The following is a 21,749-nucleotide window of genomic DNA, read 5'->3' as shown; positions in this document are numbered from 1 at the left end:
AAGGATTGATATATTGAGGTATTATTTTACTACTTATTGTTAATAATCTATGATATTATGTAATATGATAGTATCAGTATATTGTATTGACGGAATAGAACACAAAACAGCCAGTATATCAGTATTAATTAGTATTATAACTATTAGTTGTAGTGTTTTACATACCCTGTTGAATGAAAAAGTAAATACTACTCACACTAATAAGTATTAGATATATCAATAGGTATATTATATTGAATCGTATGTAATTTATGTTAGGATAAAATCAGTTAACGCGTTATTGGCTGATTTTATTTTACACGAGATATATACTCACCGGAGCGGGTATCTATTTTAATCCATTCGCCAATCTGGAGAAATAATGGGACTTTTACAAAAGCACCAGTAGAAAGAATTGCTGATTTTCCGCTACCACCGGTGGTATCCCCTTTTAGACCTGGATCAGTATCGATAATTTCTAATTCTACAAAATTTTGAGATAAGACCTGTATAGGTTTATTATTCCATAAGGTGACAATGCATTCAGTGTTGCTAACGAGCCATTTCGCTGCTTCGCCTACCGTCGATTTGTCAATACAATATTGCTCAAAGCTCTTGGGATGCATAAAGTAAAAAAAATTACCATCATGATACAGATAATTTAAGTTTGTATCATATATGTGAGCACTTTGAGCCACCTCTGTAGATTTAAATGTCTTGTCTACACGATTACCAGTTAATAAACGACGCATTTTCACTCTAACAAAAGCCTGACCTTTTCCAGGTTTAACAAATTCACTTGATTCAATAGCGTATGGTTCGTCTTCGAAGATAATTTTCAGCCCAGAGCGGAAATCACTACTAGAATAAGCTGTCATATAGGATCCTTTATATTTTATGAGTGGTATTAAGCTGGTTACTAAGATATTCGGTTACATATGAAAAATACCTCAATGTTTCCGAGTCCTTTACAAGAGGAATGGTGGTGTCAATTAAAGAATGTCATTACTAACCTATCTGAATTATTGGCATTTTTAGAACTAACGCACCATACTGATCTGATTGTACAACATTCTGCAAAAGATATGTTTCCTCTTCGTGTGCCACGTTCCTTCGCTGCGCGTATGCGTAAAGGTGATCCACAAGACCCCCTTCTTTTACAAGTGCTCATATCACGACAAGAATTTATTGATGTAGCGGGTTATGAGCTAGATCCACTTCATGAAAAAAGAAGTGCATTTTTTGGGATACTCCATAAATACCATAATCGTGCTTTGTTTTTAGTAAAAGGCCACTGTGCAATTCACTGTCGTTACTGTTTTAGACGTCACTTTCCGTATCAAGAGCACAAGGGAAATAAACAAACATGGCGGAAAGCTATACAGTATATCAAACAACAGAATCATCTAGATGAGGTTATTTTATCTGGAGGGGATCCATTACTAGCTACAGATTACGAGTTAGACTGGTTATTTTCACAATTTGAAGAAATACCACATTTAAAGCGTTTGCGGATACATAGTCGTTTGCTTGTCGTAATTCCACAACGCATTACCAAGACACTTTGTCAACGTCTCAAGTCTTCACGATTACAAGTATTAATAGTAACACATATTAATCATATGCAGGAAATTAATGAAGATTTACGTCATCGGATATATATGTTAAAGTGCGCAGATGTCACCGTATTAAATCAAAGTGTTCTGTTGCGTCATATAAATGATAATGCTGTTACACTTGCAGAATTAAGTAATGCATTATTTGATGCTGGTATTCTACCTTATTACTTACATGTCTTAGATAAAGTGCAGGGAGCAGCGCATTTTTATATAAGCGACGATCAGGCACGTTTTATATTCAGGGATTTTATTACGATGGTTTCGGGCTATATGGTGCCAAAATTAGTGCGAGAAATTTCTGGGGAGTTAAGTAAAACATCGATAGATTTGTACATGTGTCTCTCTATAGATAAAGAAAATATGAAAAATGCTCAGTGATGAATGCAGAGCTATGTATAGCTAGATATTGTGAAAAGATTCACAATATTCCGATGATATAAAATACATAATATATATCACTTATAATATAGGAAGTCTGTACTGTTAAAAAACAGAGTACATCGTAATACATGCTCATGTTAGTCGTATAAGCGCATATATTTTCTCTGATAGAGAATAAGTTTACTTATATGGTAATCATATACCCATGATATTTTTTACATCGTGTATTACATTCTTTGCGTGTGATACTAGATATCAAGATAAATTTATGTATAACTTGTACTAAGTAAGTGACTAGGCACATATATCTAACTTCATGTTAAATATCAGAGAACCTAGTATGTGATGTTCCTTTAAAATTAAAAGTGTTAATTTATTTACTTCTATTTATTTTCATTTTTGAAAAGGACTATTCTATTTCTTATATCATTTGTAGAAATATAGTATTTTACTACATATTATATATTAATTGGAATTTTAAGGTTGTTAAAATGACTAAATATACATAACACCACTAAAAATGTTGTTTATATTTTTATATTGATGTTTTTGTTAAGAAAAAATAGAATGATATTGTAGTGTATTGAGATTTTAACCTATCAAAAATAATTGTAAGCGTGCCATTATAATAGTATGCGATCATTTGTACTTTGCGAAATGTTTTATATTGATAAGTATCACTTACTATGCAGATAATGATGTTATTCTGTAATAGACTGATGCTCTGTTTCTTAAGAGTGTGATGCTTATAGCTTCTAAAAAAATGACAGACGTTATGACACTTAGTGTCAAGATATATATTATATATGCAGATTTCATAATCGGAACGCAGGATGAAAATACACAGTAGATCATCTATAGGATAGTATAACCAGTAGCTCAAGTATAGGGTTCATCTGGTTCTCATAGCATTAGAATAGACTTTGGTTTGATTTAATTAATAACCTGTAGAAACGATTATATATTCATATGTTCTGAATTATATATAAAATATGTGATAAGCATTTGAGCATCATGATGATTAAATATTCTGTATTGTCTTTTTGACAAGAAGCGATATACTATCTGATAGTAAGATACTTTTTGGTATGTTTTTAATGCTTTTTTTTTATGGCTATAAAGATATATACTAGACCCGCGCATGTGCATTTTTACGATGAAATCGTAAAAAGGGATCACGTATTTATGCAGTAATAAAATTGCTATTAATGTTCTATATAATATGTGCAAATAGACTAGAAGATATTATTACACGTCATATTGTATTTCTTTTTTCATTAAATCACAGTGTCATTTAAAGCGCAAGAATGATTTTTCATGTCTAACATATAGGGTAGAAGAGAAAAACTATTTTATTATCAGAATACATCATGATCGAATGATTATTCGATGTTAGTAAGAGATACAAATATAATTAAATTATCTGAATTTAACTTTAAGTAAAATACGTCGTGATAACAGTATGTTAGACATGTTTCTTAAAAACTATTCTTTGTCACTGAGGTCACCACAACATTGTTTATATTTTTTTCCTGAACCACATTGACATGCATTATTTCGTCCTTCTTGGTATCTATTATTCTGGATATATAAAGATTGCGTTACTTCCATGGTAGAACTGCTGTTCTGAAACGTTGTTTTCTCTTTTGTTATCATATCTATCTTTGGGTGATTTAGGTTTTTTTGCGGATGGTCCCACTGGTTTAATATCTGTGATGCCTCGATGCTCTGAAGTGTCTTGACTACTTCATATTTCAGTGATTCCAACATAGAAGCAAACATCATGAAAGATTCTTTTTTATATTCTTGCTTAGGATCTTTTTGGGCGTAACCACGTAGGTGTATGCCCTGTCGTAGGTGGTCCATAGCAGCAAGATGCTCTTTCCATAATGAATCGAGCGTTTGTAGCATCACGCTTTTCTCTATACTACATATTATGTCATAGCCACATAACTCTTTTTTACGTTGATATTGATCTTTAGCTGCATCTATGATACGTACACGGAGTGTTTTATCATCGATATCAGGTTCTTGTGTTAACCATGTAGAAATAGAGAAATGCAGATTAAATTTTTGTGTGAGTTCTTGTTGCAGGTCAACAATATTCCACATATCGCTAATAGATGGTACTGGAATATATTTATCGAGGATCATTGTATACACGTCTTCTTGTATGTGTAAAATGGTATCCGAAATGTTAGATGAATCTAGTAATGTATTACGTTGAGAATAAATCGCACATCTTTGATCATTGGCTACATCATCGTATTCTAATAACTGTTTACGAATATCGAAATTACGGTTTTCGACTTTTCGTTGTGCATTCGAAATGGCTTGAGTGACCCAGGCATGCTGAATAGCTTCACCTTGTTTCATACCTAACTTGCGCATCATATTAATTACGCGATCTGACGTAAAAATACGCATGAGAGGATCGTCCATGGATAAGTAAAAGCGAGAGGAACCTGGGTCGCCTTGACGTCCAGAGCGACCTCGTAGTTGGTTGTCGATACGCCGTGCTTCGTGACGCTCTGTACCAATGATATGAAGGCCACCTGATTCTAATACTAAATCATGGCGTTTTTGCCATAAGATTTTTATGTCTTCGATCGTTTGGTGAGGTATTACTGACTGTGTATTTACTGGATTCTGCCACCTACCGCCAAGCACGATATCTGTGCCCCGACCTGCCATATTCGTTGCGATAGTGACTGAACCTGGTTGACCTGCCTGTGCGATAATAGCAGCTTCACGAGCGTGAAATTTTGCATTAAGCACTGTATGTGGAATACCAGAACGAGTTAGTGCTTGAGAGATAATTTCAGATTTTTCAATCGAAATACTGCCAACTAGTACTGGCTGTCCTTTATTTTGACGATCACGAATATCATCAATCATTGCCGTAATTTTTTCTTGTTCAGTCATATAAACAAGATCTGGTAGATCTATGCGGATCATGGGACGGTTAGTCGGGATGACAATAGTGTTTAAGTTATAAATCGATCTAAATTCAAAGGCTTCAGTATCTGCGGTGCCAGTCATACCGGCTAGTTTAGTGTATAAACGGAAGTAGTTCTGGAAAGTGATAGACGCTAATGTTTGGTTTTCGTTTTGAATAACAACGCCCTCTTTAGCTTCTATAGCCTGATGTAGACCATCAGACCAACGACGCCCAGGCATAGTGCGTCCAGTGTGTTCATCCACAATAAGCACTTCATTATTTTTTACAATATAATCAACATCACACATAAAGAGAGTATGCGCACGTAGTGCAGCGATTACATGATGCATAATAATAATATTACTTTGTGAATAAAGTGACTCTCCTGCCGAAATAACCCCTTCACTTACCATGAGCTGTTCTACCATGGTAAGCCCTCTTTCAGTTAGATGCACTTGTCGAGATTTTTCATCTACTGAAAAATGACCATTGCCTTTGAAGGTTTCAGAATCTTCTTTTTCCTGACGTATCAGCTGAGGGATAATGTCATTAATTTTAATATATAAGTTAGAGTTATTTTCAGTGGGACCAGAGATAATGAGTGGAGTACGTGCTTCATCAATAAGTATAGAATCAACTTCATCAACAAGAGCGTAGTGTAATGTGCGTTGTACTCTTTCGTTTGAGCTAAAAACCATATTATCGCGTAGATAATCAAATCCATACTCATGATTAGTGCCATAAGTAATGTCAGCAGCATAAGCAGCACATTTAGACGCGGTTGACATACCTGGTAAATTTATGCCCACTGTAAGACCTAGAAACTCAAAGGTAGACCGATTATTTTCTGCATCTCGTTTTGCTAAGTAGTCATTGACCGTGACTACGTGGACACCATAACCCGATAGGGCGTTTAGGTACGCAGGAAGAGTGGCGGTTAATGTTTTACCTTCGCCCGTTTGCATCTCAGCAATACATCGATCATGTAGCACTATACCACCCAGTAGTTGTACATCAAAGTGGCGTAGATTACAGACACGTTTGCTAGCCTCTCGTACAGTGGCAAAGGCTTCTGGCATTACATCATTTAACTTCTCGCCTTTTTTAATCCTTGTGCGAAATTCAGTTGTTTTTGTTTTTAACTCACTATCAGTTAATTTAATAAAATCTGGTTCTATTTTGTTAATACGATCTACTATTTTATACATGCGTTGTAGTGTACGATCATTACTACTACCGAAAAATTTCGTTAAGAGTTTGATAAACATAATGAATGATTTCTCATAGAGTCTTTGAAAACATTACATGCTTAAAAAGCCTAGCTTGAATAAGCATATTTAGTTTAAGAGTGCATAGCGTATAATTGCTTAGCATGCATTTTAGAATTTTTAATAAATTATCGCTTAATAATATATATTGGATGGATGCTGTTATGCAGTACCATAATTTATAGCATAAATCACCTAATGTTCTTTTTTGAACTTTGTTAGTCCATAAGTGCATCTCTCTTAGTGTATAGAATGCCATTATCTGATATACTAAGAATGTTACATTGATTATGAGTGTTGCAAGACATAGTGCAATGCACAGGTTTCATATCTTAACTTTAATTGTCATAAAAGGCGTCTATATTTCGTATATATTGCTTGCATACCAGATCTTGCATACTACTACGCCTATATCCTAATAGATTATTCAATGGATATGGGAGCTTTCATCATACTGCGTGGTGCTTATGCATATACATATGATAGAAGCATTAGTATACTATAACGAAGTTTTGAGTAGCTTTAAAACGCATATCCATTAATTTATAGTAATTTTTAGATGAAAAAATATTTTTTCTTTATCTTTTTTAAATATTGAATTTATTTATCACTATGTTATGTTGGAGCTTATGTATGCGCCATGGTCGCCCACATTTAATTAATGATTTTTTTAACCAGGTTCAGAAAAAAAGCGTATTACAACATGTTTATAAGCACGCCACAATGCTTATCCAGGTCAATTATGTACTTCATGAAATGCTCCCTGAAACAATACGTCCCTTTTGTAGCGCGGCTAACTTTCGTCAAGGCACTCTAGTTATTGAAACAGCTCATGCTAATAGTTTAATGTTTCTGCGATGCGAGCAATCTAATTTACTAGCCGCAGTCCAAGAAAACATTCTTCCATCCTTAAGAGAGATTGATATTCGCATTAATCCCGTTATGGCTTCTAAAATAGGTGTACAGTGTGGTCAAGTAACAAGTAGTTTTCATGCAGATATTACACATATTCCATTGAGATTACTGAGTCAGGAAAGTGCAAATAATTTGCGTATTGTGGCAAGTCAGAGTTCTAATAAACTAAAATATACCTTGGAGCGACTAGCATCGTGTGCTAGTGGCAGAAAGAAGATTCATCCATCATAGTGATTCACTTCACTTTATGCAAAAAGAAGATTAGCCTCTCTAAAAGCGAGAGGCAGGGCGTCTTCATTTTCAAATGTTGTCCATTCCCACGCCTCCTTCTGCGATAGTACTGCTTGTAAAAGTTTGTTATTCAATGAATGTCCAGATTTATATGCAGTAAAAGCACCAATTATGTTATGTCCACACATATAGAGATCTCCAATGGCATCCAGTACTTTATGGCGAACGAATTCATCTTCAAAGCGCAGCCCTTCTTTATTTAATACACGATAGTTATCTACTACTATTGCACAATCAAAACTACCTCCTAGGCAAAGACCATGATATTGTAATGTTTTTATGTCGTGTATAAAACCAAAAGTACGTGCTCGACTGATTTGACATGTAAATGCTTCCGTAGAGAAATCCATGTAATAGCGTTGTGTACTTGAATTAATTGCTGGATGCTTAAAGTCAATAGTAAAATCTAATGAAAAACCATGATGAGGTGTAAACTCTGCCCATTTTTCACCCTCCTCGACTCGGACAGGTTGTGTAATGCGTATAAATTTTTTAGCACTACTAAGCTCTACGATACCGGCGTCTAATAGCAAATAAATAAATGGTGCCGCGCTACCATCCATAATAGGAATTTCTGGTGCGTTAACTTCTATTACAATATTATCTATTCCCAATCCAGCTAGAGCGGCATTCAGATGTTCTACCGTCGAAATTCTTACATTATTCTCGTTTACTAAACATGTACATAACATAGTATTACGTACTGATTTTGCATCAGCTAGAAAATCAACGGGGGGGTTTAAGTCAATACGACGGTAGATCACCCCAGTATTAGCCAACGCACAACGCAAGGTCAGCGTAACTTTTTTGCCGGTATGTAGACCGACTCCAGTTGTCTGTACAATGCGTTTTAATGTCCGTTGTTTAATCATTTCGTGATCTCGAAAAATTAGGCATAGTACCATTTACTATATGATATATAAATATCTTATTTATACCTCATGCACTAAATTCTTATACTGTAAACTTAATAAGTCTTAGTCTGCTTGCTGGCGTAGAAAGGCTGGAATATCCAGATAGTCTGGTTCTTTGTTCAATCTTTGTTCCTTTTCGTTTCCTGTTGGTATAGTATTATCTTTTTCTAGGGATAGAGGGGCTAGACCGTGTCTCTGATATCGATGGTCCATAATAGTTTGCATGGACTTTCTATTGTTTACTAAGCTGACATCATTGCCCTTGTTAACACCAATACCAGTAGCTACTACTGTTACGCGTAGTGTATCATTCATCTCAGGATCTAGGGATGTCCCAATGACTACTGTCGCGGTATCTGCAGAAAATGCGCGAATAGTATTACCTATCGTTTCAAATTCATCTAAACGTAAGTCGAACCCTGCAGTGATATTAACTAAGACACCACGAGCTCCAGAGAGATCAATGTCTTCCAGTAATGGGCTAGAAATGGCCATTTCAGACGCTTCTTCTGCACGATCTTCACCACATGCTATCCCAGCCCCCATCATCGCATAGCCCATTTCAGACATCACAGTGCGAACATCAGCAAAATCAACGTTCATTAACCCTGGTCTGGTAATCAGTTCTGCAATGCCTTGTACTGATCCTTTTAATACATCGTTTGCTGCACTAAATGCGTCTAGTAGTGATACACCTCTTCCTAGAACTTTTAGTAATTTATCGTTTGGAATGATAATTAAAGAGTCAACGTATTTAGAAAGTTCAATAATACCTTGTTCAGCAAATAAAATGCGTTTTTTGCCTTCAAAATTAAATGGTTTTGTCACAACCGCTACAGTAAGAATCCCATGCTCTTTTGCTATCTCTGCAACGATAGGGGCGGCACCAGTGCCGGTGCCGCCGCCCATACCTGCTGCGATAAACACCATGTCAGCACCTACTAATATTTGACTCAGTGCTTCACGATCTTCTTCGGCTGCATTTCGTCCTATTTCTGGGTTAGCTCCAGCCCCCAGACCTTTGGTAATAGTGTTACCAATTTGAATTGTCTGGCTAATAGTTGTTTTACGTAATGCTTGTGCATCGGTGTTAATAGCAAAAAATTCTACTCCTTCGATTTTCTCCTGTATCATGTGCTCTACAGCATTTCCACCACCGCCGCCAATTCCAATTACTTTAATGACGGCATTATTTGTTAATTCTAAGGGTTCAAACATAATATTACTCCATTATATGTCGTCCGCTTAGAGATCACCAAATATATAGAATATGACCCCATTGCTAGACAAATTAAAACTCTTTTTTTAGCCACCGGTTCATTTTTTTAAAAAAAGTACTGACAAAAGCTTTTGGCTCTGTGTTTTTTTTGTGATTAAATCGATAATGATGTCCGTAATGTAGCAAGCCTACTACCGTTGAGTAACATGGTCCTTGTGCAGTTTCTACTAATCCAGATATATGTGTTGGGCATCCTATACGTACCTGTGTATGAAAGATGCGTTGAGCACAATCGGTGAGACCGTTAATCTGCGAAGCCCCCCCAGTTAATACAACACCTGCCGCAAGATAATATTTCATGCTATTTTTTGATAATGTTTCCTGGAATTGAAGGATTTCATTATTAACTAGATGTAGTAATTCTGTGTAGCGTGGTTCAATAATTTCCGTGAGTTTTTGGCGATGAAGGCTACGCGGAGGACGCCCTCCTACGCTTGGCACTTCAATAGTTTCATCTTGGCAAATAGTAGGGTCTAGTGTGCAACCCTGATGCACCTTAATATCTTCTGCATCAGCGGGGGGCGTCCCAAAGGCATAAGCGATATCACTAGTGACTATATGTCCGGCATAAGGGATCACTTTACTATAACGTAATGCACCGTTAGTATATATAGCGATATCCATAGTGCCCCCGCCAATATCTACCATACATACTCCTAGTTCACGTTCATCTTCTGTTAAAACTGATAAGCTTGATGCTAAACCTGAAAAAATTAATTGATCTACTTTTAATCCACAGCGTTCTACAACTTTAACAATATTTTTTGCCATGTCATTATGGCATGTAATAAGATGTACTTTTGCCTGCATACGTACACCTGATAAACCCACTGGATTTTTAATACCTTCCTGATAATCAATAGCATATTCTTGTGGAATCACATGTAGGACGCGGTGTTCATCGCGTACACGGACAGATTGAGCTGTATGTACAACAGTATCAACATCTTCTTGTGTTACTTCTTCCTCTGAAATAGGAACCATTCCTATTTCATTTTGACAGCTCACATGTTGTCCAGAGAGAGCTAGATAAACTGATTCAATTTGACAGTCGGCCATTAATTCTGCTTGATCTATGGCTTGTTGGACACATTTTACTACTAATTCAAGGTTATTAACGCCACCTTTATCCATGCCTCGAGATTGGCAGGTTCCAAATCCAATGATACTCAGCGTACTATCAGGTAGAACCTCGCCCACCAAAAGAGAAACTTTGGTTGTTCCTATTTCAAGACCCACTAACAGTTTTCTATCCATGACCTTAATCATTATATTTTAACCTATATTTGAATCTATGATACATTATAGGCCATTGCCTAATAATAAGAACTGTGTGGTAATCCACTATCGAACGGGTTATCATACAGGCATAAATTAACAATTTATGGATTTTCTACCTGCATCTTCGATATGAGAAACTGATATACATGACGCGATCTTTTCAGGTCTAGTATACCTGGATCATAATTTGATGCTATATGAATATACTGATTTCATACTAGAATTTGTGTATATTTTTAGTGATGGATATTTTATTTTTCAGTTAGTGATTGCGATGATATCCGTTTTGTAAAATCATAAATACGATAGGTTACCATCAAGTCTTGATGCTTTCTAGAAAATATCTTCAATATCAATAAGTGATATGATGTATCAGATTGAGGCTCTGTAGACTCGTTATTACGGTATGCATCGTATTTTAGCCTAGTATATATGATTTGCGTATAGAAACATTATTTTAATAATACCAGTTTATAGTATAAGAAAGGTTTAGTGTATTGAAATGATATTTACAATATTTATTTACCATAGGTCATAAGGGTATGCATAAAACTATAAGATCGTTAGTATACTATATGCACTGCATTTTTTTATATATGACTTGTTGTATGACGCAAACACATGCCGTTAAATTAGATGGTTCTAAATTGTATATAATTTTTACATGATTATTAATATTCTATTCTTTTGGATATTAGATGAGCATGTATATCTCTAAGAGTATCCTTAACAATTTGTAAACTTTTTTATATTATACTAGAGTCACCTATGTGAATTTTTATAGAAGACTCAATTAGTACCTGGCGTAAAATACTGACATTTAGAGGGGTATTTGCAAGATAACCTAGATATATCCTTAGGTAAATTAAGGCACAACACTGTATGCAAATTGTTTAGTGAGATAGATTAAGAATGTCTTTTACTAGTGTTGAAAAACTTATCCCTATCTTTTTAGCAGCGCGCGGTATCAAACTATTCTGTGTCATCCCCGGAGATGTATTAACCTCAAGAAGGTAAAATTTTCCATCATTCCCTGTAATGATATCAATGCGTCCACAACCTCTACATCCAAGTGCATTCCATGCACTTAGGCTTAATGATTGTAATTCTGCTTCTTTTTCCAGGCTCAGTCCTGATGGTAATAGATAATGAGTTCCATCGGAAATATATTTAGCATTATAGTTATAGAATTCTTCAGAGTATTGAATACATATTGGCGGTAGACTTTGAGATCCCAGAATCCCCACAGTATATTCTGCACCACTGAGAAATGCTTCTACTAATACTTCTTGATCATAACGAAAGGCTTTTGTCAGCGCCTTTTTTAAATCTGATATTTTATTTACGCGCGAAATACCTATGCTAGACCCCTCACGATTTGGTTTGACAAATACAGGCAGTCCTAGTGTTTCAATTTTTTCTGTTAATTTTTTATCTAGGTCGCCATTTATTTTACTCCATTTTAATGCTACAAAGGGGGCAACTGGCAGACCATATCCTTTCCATATATATTTACTACGTAATTTATCCATACTAATAGCGGAAGCCAATATCCCGCTACCAGTGTAAGGAATCTGGAGATATTCCAGTACACCTTGAATGGTACCATCTTCACCGCCACGTCCATGTAGTGCAATAAAAGCTTTCATAAAACCTTCTTTTTTTAATTGAAGTATTGGAAAATCTCGTATATCTACAGGTTGAGCATCCATTCCGATATCCCGTAGGGCTTGAAAAACTTCTTGACCCGATAATAGAGAAATATTACGTTCTGCAGAGTTTCCACCTAGTAAGACGGCTATTTTTTCAACCATGTACTGCTTCTTTTTTCTCATGATAACTTGCTCTCATGCAGCAGGAAAGATAACATACGGGCAATGGTATCGATATTGCCCGCACCCTGAAATACAATTAGATCATTTCCAGTTAATCTTGGTAGAAGATTGGCGAGTAACGTCTCGTTGTGAGAAATAAAAATAGGATCTATTTTTTTACTACTTCTGATATCACTGCATAGTGTATCACTATTTATTCCCTGTATCGGTGATTCACCAGCAGAATAAACCTCTAGCATGATTAATAGGTCTACTTTTGATAGTATATTTGTAAAATCAGAATATAAATCACGTGTACGAGTATAACGATGTGGTTGAAAAATCATAATAAGATTTCGATCGGGCCAACTAGCGCGTATAGTTTGTATAGTAACATCAATTTCTTTTGGATGATGCCCATAGTCTTCAAGAAGAATGACTGTCCCTACACGGCCAGTAATTTGATATAAGGAATACTCACCTAGGAGATCAAAACGTCTTTCAACTCCTTGAAAATTTTGCAATGCATGTAGGATATTTGGATCATTAATATTATCTTCAGTGGCTACTGCTATGGCTGCTGCAGCATTAAGAGCATTATGTAAGCCTGGGGTGTTAATTCTGACCTTCATTGTAGGCTTGTTGCGACGAATAAGCGTAAAGTATCCTTGTGTTCCATGATGTTGGTAGTGTTGGAGTTGCACATCAGCATCTTTACTGAAGCCATACGTGAGAATCTGACGTTTTATTTTTGGTATTAAATCACGAATCACTGCATCGTCAATACATAGAACAGCTAATCCATAAAAAGGAAGATTGTGTAAAAAATTAAGAAAAGTTTCTTTAAGATTATTAAAATCACCATGGTATGTATCCATGTGATCAGCTTCAATATTAGTGACAATGGTTATTATTGGTTGCAAATGAAGAAAAGAAGCATCACTTTCATCCGCTTCTACAATAAGATAACGACTACTACCAAGTTGAGCATGTGTACCTACTGATTTTACGATTCCACCATTTACAAATGTGGGATTTAGTCCTCCTTTTTCATATATTTCTACAAGCATGGCCGTGGTAGTTGTTTTCCCATGTGTACCCGCAATAGTAATACCATATCGAAAGCGCATTATCTCTGCTAACATTCTTGCGCGATGAACAATCGGAATGCGTAATTTACGGGCTTCAGTGATTTCTGGGTTATCTTGTGATATAGCGCTAGATAGTACTACTACGCCAGCACCAGTGATATTTTTAGAACAGTGATGAAAATAGATGGTTACACCAAGAGTTCTGAGGTGTTGCGTCACTGTATTCGGAACTAATTCTGAACCACTAATCTTATACCCTTCTTTAGCAAGAATCAAAGCAATACCGCTCATTCCTGCACCACCAATACCTACAAAATGAATATGCCGTATCCTGCGCATTTCAGGAGTAATAGCGCATAGTTTATCTAGTTTTTGAGTATGTATCATTGGAGCCTACTAGTCAGTTTTTCATTCTGCACGTTGACACAACCACACTTTTTTGTATCAAATATATAGTCGCGGTATTAGCGGACTGTGTTTTGTATTATTGCAGAGACGCGCTCTGTCGCATTAGGTATAGCCATAGAACGGGTTTGATTAGCCATCTTCAATAATATTTGGCGATCCAAGATCGATAAAGTCTTTACCATTATATCTGCGTTGAATTGTTTTTGTTCACAAATAATCGCGCCACCGACTGTTACTAGCTGTAGCGCATTCCAGTATTGATGACGATCTTTATGTTGGAATGGTATAAAAATAGCTGGTAGACCCACAATGGCCAACTCACTTACAGTCATGGCACCTGATCTACATACCGCTATATCAGCCCAAGAATAAGCATTAGCTATATCATCAATAAATTCTGATACTTTATAATATTTATAGTTTATATTGTGATATTGATCACAAACTGCATTGAGCTTTCCTTTACCAACTTGATGCCATAACTCAATGGTTTGCCCAAGCTTTTCTGCTACTTGTGGCATCGTCTGATTCAATATCTTTGAACCTTGACTGCCACCTAGAACCAATACGCGAATAGGCCCTTGACGTCCGGAAAAACGTACAGATGGTGCGGGTAACGCTAGCAGATCCATGCGTACTGGGTTACCCACCACTTCTGCGGCAGGAAATGCTCCTGGAAATGCTTGTATAACTTTACTGGCAATTTAGCCAACCACTTATTGGTTAATCCAGCAATACTGTTTTGTTCATGCAGAATTAAAGGTACGCCACAACTCAATGCGGCTAAACCGCCTGGACCGGATACATAACCTCCCATGCCTAATACTACGTCTGGAGACCATGATTTTATAACTTTCCGCGCTTGGCGCCAGGCACAAAAAATACGCATTGGTAATGTAAAAGCGGTGAATACGCTGTGACCGCGTAGTCCACGGATATGGATAAATTGAATTTGAATATCATGCTTTGGGACTAAATAAGACTCCATTCTCTCAGAAGTACCTAGCCAAAGCACTTCCCAGTTTAATACTCTTAGATAGTCAGCTATAGCTAACCCTGGAAAAATGTGTCCGCCGGTTCCTCCGGAGATTATCATTATTTTTTTTTTATGCATTTCCTACCCTCTTATAAAAGCTTGAGATTGTGCTAGACGTATTTCATAATCGATGCGTAACAAAATTGCAATAGCTGTTGACATAATGAGAAGACTAGATCCTCCATAGCTAATTAGTGGAAAAGTTAAGCCTTTAGTTGGTAGAATGCCCGTGGCAGCTCCAACATTTACTAGTGTTTGAAAACCAAACCAAACACCAATTGCAGATGCAAGAAATCCTGAAAAACATTGATGAACTGCTAGTGCGTTTTTTCCGATTAACATAGCACGAAAGGAAATAAAGAATAGCATAATCAATCCTATGACTACACCAATGTACCCCAGCTCTTCGCCAATAATAGAAAAGATGAAATCAGTATGTGCTTCTGGTAAATATTCTAGTTTTTGTATTGAGTTACCTAGTCCCTGTCCCCATATCTCTCCTCGACCAAAGGCCATTAAAGATTGAGTCAGTTGATACCCGCTGCCAAACGGATCAGCCCAGGGATTCCAGACAGAAGTGAGACGTTTCATACGATATGGTTCAGTTATAATTAGTAGGCTCACAGTAGAGACACCGACACCAATAAGTGCTAGAAACTGCCATAATTTCGCACCACTGAGAAATAGTATAGCAAGCGTGGTCACAAAAAGAACCACTACAGTGCCTAAGTCTGGTTGCGCTAGTAATAAGATAGCCAATAATAACATAACACCCATAGGTTTTAAGAAACCCCAGAATTTATTACGAACTTCATGAACCTTTCTAACTAAATAGTTAGAAAGATAACAGAACAATGATAATTTAGATAACTCTGCGGGCTGAATGCCAATTGGTCCTAGCGAAATCCAGCGCATTGCACCATTGATTGAGTTACCGATGACTAGCACTAAAAGTAATAACGTGATAGTTATTAGTAACATCAGAGTACTAGATCGTTTCCAGAAATCTACTGGAAGACATAATGTGATGCGCGCCATTCCTAATGACAATAATAAATATAACGCATCGCGCTTAGCAAAAAATAGAGGATCTTTTAATAAGCGCTGACTGATTGGCATAGAGGCTGATGTTACCATGACAAGACCGATGCCGGTTAAACCAAAGGCTAGCCATAATAATGTACGATCATATAGTAATGTTGTTGGTTGTTTAGCATCAGTTTTGAGGTATATTAGCCATTTTCCCCATATGTGCGTTAATCCATGTACTAAGTTTATCGTTGATATTTGCATTATCCAACCTCGCGTGCAAGTTTGGAAAATAACATTCCGCGTTGTTTAAAGCTAGTAAATTGATCTAAACTAGAACAAGCTGGTGTTAATAGAACTAAGTCACCAGGTTTTGTCTGAGCAGAAATTTGCAGTATTGCTTCAGTCATTGTCTCAGTTTGCACTGTTATTTCTGGGCGCAATTTCGATAGAGCTGTGCCATCACGTCCAAAACAATAAAGACGAATATGTGGTTTTTGAAGAAATATTTTCAGAGCTGTAAAATTAGCTAATTTGCCATCCCCTCCTAGTAATAACCATAAAACTCCAGTACACTTTGCGCTTTTGAGCGCCGCTACCGCGCTGTTAACATTAGTAGATTTAGAATCGTTAATCCATCGTACACCATTATTTTTATATACTAACTGAAAGCGATGCTCTAGGCCACGAAATGTCGTTAAGACTAGCTTACTTATTTCTCGTGGTAAATTGATTGAATCTGCTATCGCAAGAGCAGCCAGAGCGTTAGTAAAGTTATGTTGCCCGGTGATCTGCATATCATTAGTATTCAAAATCATACTCCCTTGCGCTTGCAGCCAAGTATTTTTTTTATGGTATTTTAATTGATAATCACCACTTTTTATACCAAAGCTGCGGTAACATGCATGACCATTATACACCGGTATAGTCATTGCATCATCAGCGTTAAAGATACAAGTTTTAGCGTGGTTATAGATACGTTGTTTAGCACAAAAATATTGCTGCATGCCTTGTGGATAGCGGTCCATGTGATCTTCAGTAACGTTTAAGATAACAGCGGTATCTGCTGTCAAGCTGTAAGTGGTTTCAAGCTGAAAGCTAGACAGTTCGAGTATGTACAGCTGTGCTGGGTTTTGTAGTAGCATGAGCGCGGGTAAACCAATATTACCGCCACTTCCTACTCTCCAACCTGCAGTTTGCGCCATTGTGCTAACCAAAGAAGTAACCGTGCTTTTTCCATTAGAGCCAGTTATAGCAACAATAGGTGTTTGTGTTTCACGACAAAAAAGTTCAATATCACCAATAATTTCAATTCCGGCTTTGGCAGCAGTTATAAGAGATGGATGCATGAGGGAGATACCAGGACTGCTGATAATTAAATCAGAACTTAACAACCATTCATCATTCATTCCTCCAACATGGTACTGAATATTTCTAGCTAGTTTATGTAAACCAGGTGGTTTAAGGCGTGTATCTATTAGGCGAGGCATGACACCACGTCTGATAAAAAAATCAACACATGAGAGACCTGTCACACCCAAACCAATAATAATAACTTTTTTCCCTTGATAGTTCGCCATGCTATCGCACCTTTAGACTAATCAGACCTAACAGCACTAGTATGAGTGAAGTGATCCACAATCGCACAATAATTCGCGGTTCAGGGCAACCTTGTAATTCATAATGATGATGTAATGGAGCCATGCGAAAAATACGCTGACCGCGTAATTTAAATGATCCAACCTGTAGGATTACCGAAAGTGTTTCTATAACAAATACGCCGCCCATAATCATTAGTAAAAATTCTTGACACAACAATATTGCTATCACACCAAGTGCAGCACCTAGGGCTAACGAGCCAACATCCCCCATAAAGATTTGTGCAGGATAGGTGTTAAACCATAAAAAACCCAATCCAGCTCCACAAATGGAAGCACAGACCACAACCAGTTCGCTGGCGTATCTGAGATAAGGTATATGCAGATATGTAGCATATCGCATATTACCTGTTGCTAACGCCACGAGTGCAAAACCTGCGGCTATTAATACTGTGGACATAATAGCTAAACCATCTAAACCATCAGTAATATTTACAGCATTACTAGTACCAACAATAACAATATAGGTTAGGAGCAGGTATAAAATACCAGTTTGTGGTATGACATATTTTACAAATGGTATGACTAACGCAGTGGAGTATATATCTCTTCCTGAGATATATATAACAATAAACATTGCTATAGCAATGACTGATTGCAAAGTGTACTTCCAACGCGCAGGTAATCCTACAGTATTATTATGTATTATTTTTCTGTAATCATCTATAAATCCAATAGCACCGTAACTGACTAGAATAAATAGTACACAACAAACGTATGCATTATACATTTTTACCCAAAGCAGTACTGAAAAGATTATAGCGAGGAGGATGATGACCCCTCCCATAGTTGGCGTACCCTTTTTTTGAAAATGAGTTTGTGGGCCATTAATACGTATAACTTGGCTGCAAGCTATTTTTTGAAGGCGAGTAATAATATAAGGTCCCAACCACAAACATATAACAAAAGAAGTGAATAGACTGAGGGTCGCACGAAGTATTAGATCGAACATTACGTCAAATCTTGAATGTAATATACCTATATTTTGCGCTAGATAGATTAACATGCATGGCTCTCCTGCAAAAGTTTTACTATTCTTTCCATATGTGAACCACGTGAACCTTTAACTAATAAAGTAATATCTTGATGTTGTATCAGTAACTCGCGTGCTCTTATACTTAATGTTTCCGGGTCTTTAAAGCATTCGCCTACATGACTTTCACGGGCAATATACTGTCCTAAGGAGCCTATACTTAAGACTTTATTGATCCCAGAATAGCGAATGATACAACCTATTTGACTATGGTATGCAGTGGCATGATCACCCATTTCTTTCATATTACCAACAATCATGACACGATATCCCGGTCTATCTGCAAGTACTTTGACAGCTGTAGTCATGGATCCCATGTTTGCATTATAACTGTCATCTATGAGTAATTTATGTTTTGTAAGTGGTATGGGAAACAGGCGCCCAGGTATTGCTTGTAGATTCTTTAATCCTTGTGGGATTGCATGTAGTGGTGCACCAATAGATAGCGCTAATGCACTTGCAGCCACTGCATTAGAAATATGATGCTGTCCAAAAAACGGTATCATTACTGCTATACAACCCTGCGGTGTATGAAGATTAAAGTGTGTGCTAAGTTGCGTGCGAGTTATACATGATACGTAAAAGTCACACATTTTGATGTGGTTTGATGAGAAGCGCCAAATATTCTTGCCTTTAAGGGCATTTTTCCATATTGGTAAATCATTGCTGTCGTTATTAATAATAGCTGTGCCTTTTGGTGGCAAAGTCTGTAAAACTTCCCCCTTGGCCTTAGATAAGCCTGTGAGAGAGCCAAATCCCTCTAAGTGCGCAGCAGATAGATTATTAATCAAAACGCTTTCTGGTTGTGCTAATGAAGAAATATAGGATAACTCTCCTGGATGGTTAGCACCTAGTTCAATAACAGCGTACTGGTGTGCGCGGCAAAGGCGTAGTAATGTTATTGGTACACCAATATCATTATTGAGAGTATCAGCAGTAGCTAATACATTACCGCAATGATGTAGAATAGAAGCGGTCATTTCTTTTACCGATGTTTTTCCAGACGACCCGGTAATGGCAACAACCTTTGCGTTAGATTGTTGGCGGACCCATTGGGCTATAACACCTAGTGCAATACGTGTATTATTGACTACTACATGCGAGATAGGTAAGTGCAGCCTCTTACTAACTACTAGGCTAGAGCACCCTGCAGAGATAGCAGAGGAGATAAATTTATGTGCATCATGGTTTTTACCCTGTAAGGCCATAAATAAGTTCCCTGCTTGTATTTGACGCGTATCGGTGCTAATATTAAAAACTGTAGTGTCAGAACCATATAAAGTTCCTTTAGTAATCTCCGCTAACTGCTTTAATGTGATTGGAATCAATTTAGTGTCCTTAAAAGATGTAAGACTAAATTTAAGTCAGAGTAGCTAACATTTTGTGTGCTGAAGATTTGATAGTTTTCACTTCCCTTACCTGCAATTAGGACCACATCATGTAATTGTGCTTGTCTTATGGCATAACTTATTGCCTGCGTACGATCTATCATTACGTATGCAGATCCTGGAGTCAGTAGGCCGCTTAATATCTCATCAGTAATGTGATATGGATCTTCATTACGCGGATTATCGCTAGTAATGACTATAATATCAGCAAGCTGTTCAGCAATTTTCCCCATTAAAGGGCGCTTACCTTTATCACGGTCACCACCGCAGCCAAATACACACCATAATGCTCCCTTGCAGTAATGGCGTAGTGCTATTAATACCTTTTCTAATGCATCAGGTGTATGAGCATAATCTACTACTACCTTGGGTTTATTAAGGACACTGAAAGTTTGCATACGACCTGTAATAGGTTGTAATTGTCCAGCAGTATTAATTAGCATATCTAATGGATATTCTAGAGATAGTAACGTAGCTAGACTAATACAGAGATTGCTAATATTAAATGATCCTATGAGATTAGTATCAATACATCCATTCCCCCAACTAGAATTAAAATACACACTAGCACCATCATCGTAGTAGGTAATTTTTATTGCTTGTAACCATTTTTTAAAGCCTTTCACTTTATCACTCTTTGTAGTAACATATACCGCACTTGGTAGCATCTTTAGCCATTTATTCCCAACGGGATTGTCACTGTTGATGATAATTTGTCCCACTTGATGTTGAGAAAAAAGTTTCCACTTGCTATATTCATAGTTTTGCATATTTTCATGATAATCTAGGTGATCATGGCTGAGATTAGTAAAAGCTACTGCTGCAAAATGTATAGCTGCTACACGATGTTGTGTAAGGGCATGTGAAGAAACTTCCATTCCTACAAGTTGTGCGCCATGATTAAAGAGAGAGCGCAGTGTTCGTTGTACATCTACTGCAGAATCAGTGGTATTCTTAGTAAGCCATAGCTTTCCATATAGACCATTACCAAGTGTACCCATAACAGCGCTTGCATAACCTAGAAGTTGTACCCATTGCGCTAATAGATGAGTGGTAGTAGTTTTTCCATTAGTACCAGTGACACCAATGAGCGTAAGTTTTTGACTAGGATTTTGATAAAAACGCCCCGCAATTGCTGATAGGCAATGAGAGAGATTCATTATGTAAATAACAGGGATACCTTGTATGTGATTAATCTTACCGTGATTTCTTTTCTCGGTGGTTTCAGCAATAACTGCCGCCGCACCTTGATTGATGGCCTGTGAAATGAAATGATGTCCATTAGTTGAATGTCCATGAACGGCTACAAATAAATCATCTAACAATACACTACGACTATCTAATCTCATTTCCCGTAATGTACGATGAGGTGTGTGAGGTACCCATGGAGCTAATAGGTAACTCAAATTGCGAGTTTGCATTAA

The 21,749-nt window shown here is 36.9% G+C and carries 14 protein-coding genes and 2 pseudogenes; 2 read left to right on the top strand and 14 right to left on the bottom strand.

Features of this window, described 5'->3' with window-relative positions:
* Nucleotides 1-290: 290 nt before the first annotated feature.
* Nucleotides 291-857, bottom strand: coding sequence for an elongation factor P (gene efp / locus ERCILAFE3058_RS02020; RefSeq protein ID WP_157989795.1), 567 nt, complete (start codon nucleotides 855-857; stop codon nucleotides 291-293).
* Between the two features lie 60 nt (nucleotides 858-917).
* Between efp and epmB the strand changes: the two genes are divergently transcribed.
* Complete coding sequence (epmB, locus tag ERCILAFE3058_RS02015) at nucleotides 918-1,976, top strand: EF-P beta-lysylation protein EpmB (protein WP_157989794.1); 1,059 nt, start codon at nucleotides 918-920, stop codon at nucleotides 1,974-1,976.
* A gap of 1,488 nt (nucleotides 1,977-3,464) precedes the next feature.
* Here epmB and ERCILAFE3058_RS03545 read toward each other — a convergent pair.
* Both ERCILAFE3058_RS03545 and secA read right to left on the bottom strand, forming a co-directional pair.
* A complete protein-coding gene (locus tag ERCILAFE3058_RS03545) occupies nucleotides 3,465-3,590 on the bottom strand; it encodes an SEC-C metal-binding domain-containing protein (RefSeq protein WP_414973855.1) in 126 nt (41 codons plus the stop codon).
* A 119-nt stretch (nucleotides 3,591-3,709) separates the two neighbouring features.
* A pseudogene (gene secA, locus ERCILAFE3058_RS02010) lies at nucleotides 3,710-6,188 on the bottom strand (preprotein translocase subunit SecA); the annotation flags it as partial.
* Nucleotides 6,189-6,821: 633 nt separating this feature from the next.
* Here secA and ERCILAFE3058_RS02005 point away from each other — a divergent pair.
* Nucleotides 6,822-7,334: a DUF721 domain-containing protein gene (locus tag ERCILAFE3058_RS02005; protein ID WP_157989792.1), complete on the top strand. Its 513-nt coding sequence runs from the start codon at nucleotides 6,822-6,824 to the stop codon at nucleotides 7,332-7,334.
* Nucleotides 7,335-7,348: 14 nt separating this feature from the next.
* On the opposite strand, the gene lpxC is transcribed toward ERCILAFE3058_RS02005, so the two are convergent.
* The 11 genes and pseudogenes from lpxC to murE all read right to left on the bottom strand — a co-directional run bounded on the left by lpxC (nucleotide 7,349) and on the right by murE (nucleotide 21,746).
* Entirely contained in the window at nucleotides 7,349-8,266 is a 918-nt protein-coding gene (gene lpxC / locus ERCILAFE3058_RS02000) for a UDP-3-O-acyl-N-acetylglucosamine deacetylase (protein ID WP_157989791.1), read from the bottom strand.
* Nucleotides 8,267-8,371: 105 nt separating this feature from the next.
* Nucleotides 8,372-9,526 carry a cell division protein FtsZ gene (ftsZ, locus tag ERCILAFE3058_RS01995; RefSeq protein WP_157989790.1) on the bottom strand — a complete coding sequence of 385 codons (1,155 nt, stop codon included), beginning with the start codon at nucleotides 9,524-9,526 and terminating at the stop codon, nucleotides 8,372-8,374.
* A gap of 73 nt (nucleotides 9,527-9,599) precedes the next feature.
* Complete coding sequence (gene ftsA / locus ERCILAFE3058_RS01990; protein WP_157989789.1) at nucleotides 9,600-10,856, bottom strand: cell division protein FtsA; 1,257 nt, start codon at nucleotides 10,854-10,856, stop codon at nucleotides 9,600-9,602.
* A gap of 905 nt (nucleotides 10,857-11,761) precedes the next feature.
* The gene (locus tag ERCILAFE3058_RS01985; protein ID WP_157989788.1) at nucleotides 11,762-12,682 is read right to left on the bottom strand and encodes a D-alanine--D-alanine ligase; all 921 of its coding nucleotides are present in this window, start codon (nucleotides 12,680-12,682) and stop codon (nucleotides 11,762-11,764) included.
* A gap of 17 nt (nucleotides 12,683-12,699) precedes the next feature.
* Nucleotides 12,700-14,157, bottom strand: coding sequence for a UDP-N-acetylmuramate--L-alanine ligase (gene murC / locus ERCILAFE3058_RS01980; RefSeq protein ID WP_157990069.1), 1,458 nt, complete (start codon nucleotides 14,155-14,157; stop codon nucleotides 12,700-12,702).
* 80 nt (nucleotides 14,158-14,237) lie between these two features.
* Nucleotides 14,238-15,295, bottom strand: a pseudogene (murG, locus tag ERCILAFE3058_RS01975) (undecaprenyldiphospho-muramoylpentapeptide beta-N-acetylglucosaminyltransferase).
* A 3-nt stretch (nucleotides 15,296-15,298) separates the two neighbouring features.
* On the bottom strand, nucleotides 15,299-16,510 hold the full coding sequence (gene ftsW, locus ERCILAFE3058_RS01970) for a cell division protein FtsW (protein WP_157989787.1): 1,212 nt from the start codon (nucleotides 16,508-16,510) through the stop codon (nucleotides 15,299-15,301).
* Complete coding sequence (murD, locus tag ERCILAFE3058_RS01965; RefSeq protein WP_157989786.1) at nucleotides 16,510-17,826, bottom strand: UDP-N-acetylmuramoyl-L-alanine--D-glutamate ligase; 1,317 nt, start codon at nucleotides 17,824-17,826, stop codon at nucleotides 16,510-16,512. The genes ftsW and murD overlap by 1 nt, the downstream gene beginning before the upstream one ends.
* A gap of 1 nt (nucleotide 17,827) precedes the next feature.
* Nucleotides 17,828-18,910 carry a phospho-N-acetylmuramoyl-pentapeptide-transferase gene (mraY, locus tag ERCILAFE3058_RS01960; RefSeq protein ID WP_157989785.1) on the bottom strand — a complete coding sequence of 361 codons (1,083 nt, stop codon included), beginning with the start codon at nucleotides 18,908-18,910 and terminating at the stop codon, nucleotides 17,828-17,830.
* Complete coding sequence (murF, locus tag ERCILAFE3058_RS01955; RefSeq protein ID WP_157989784.1) at nucleotides 18,904-20,265, bottom strand: UDP-N-acetylmuramoyl-tripeptide--D-alanyl-D-alanine ligase; 1,362 nt, start codon at nucleotides 20,263-20,265, stop codon at nucleotides 18,904-18,906. The genes mraY and murF overlap by 7 nt, the downstream gene beginning before the upstream one ends.
* Nucleotides 20,262-21,746: a UDP-N-acetylmuramoyl-L-alanyl-D-glutamate--2,6-diaminopimelate ligase gene (gene murE, locus ERCILAFE3058_RS01950; RefSeq protein ID WP_157990068.1), complete on the bottom strand. Its 1,485-nt coding sequence runs from the start codon at nucleotides 21,744-21,746 to the stop codon at nucleotides 20,262-20,264. The genes murF and murE overlap by 4 nt, the downstream gene beginning before the upstream one ends.
* Between the last annotated feature and the right edge of the window lie 3 nt (nucleotides 21,747-21,749).

The organism is Candidatus Erwinia haradaeae (genome assembly GCF_900698955.1).
GTDB classification, from domain to species: Bacteria; Pseudomonadota; Gammaproteobacteria; order Enterobacterales; family Enterobacteriaceae; genus Erwinia_E; species Erwinia_E haradaeae_G.
The sequence above is the reverse complement of the archived record's forward strand: the minus strand, read 5'-3'. Positions and strand labels throughout refer to the sequence as shown.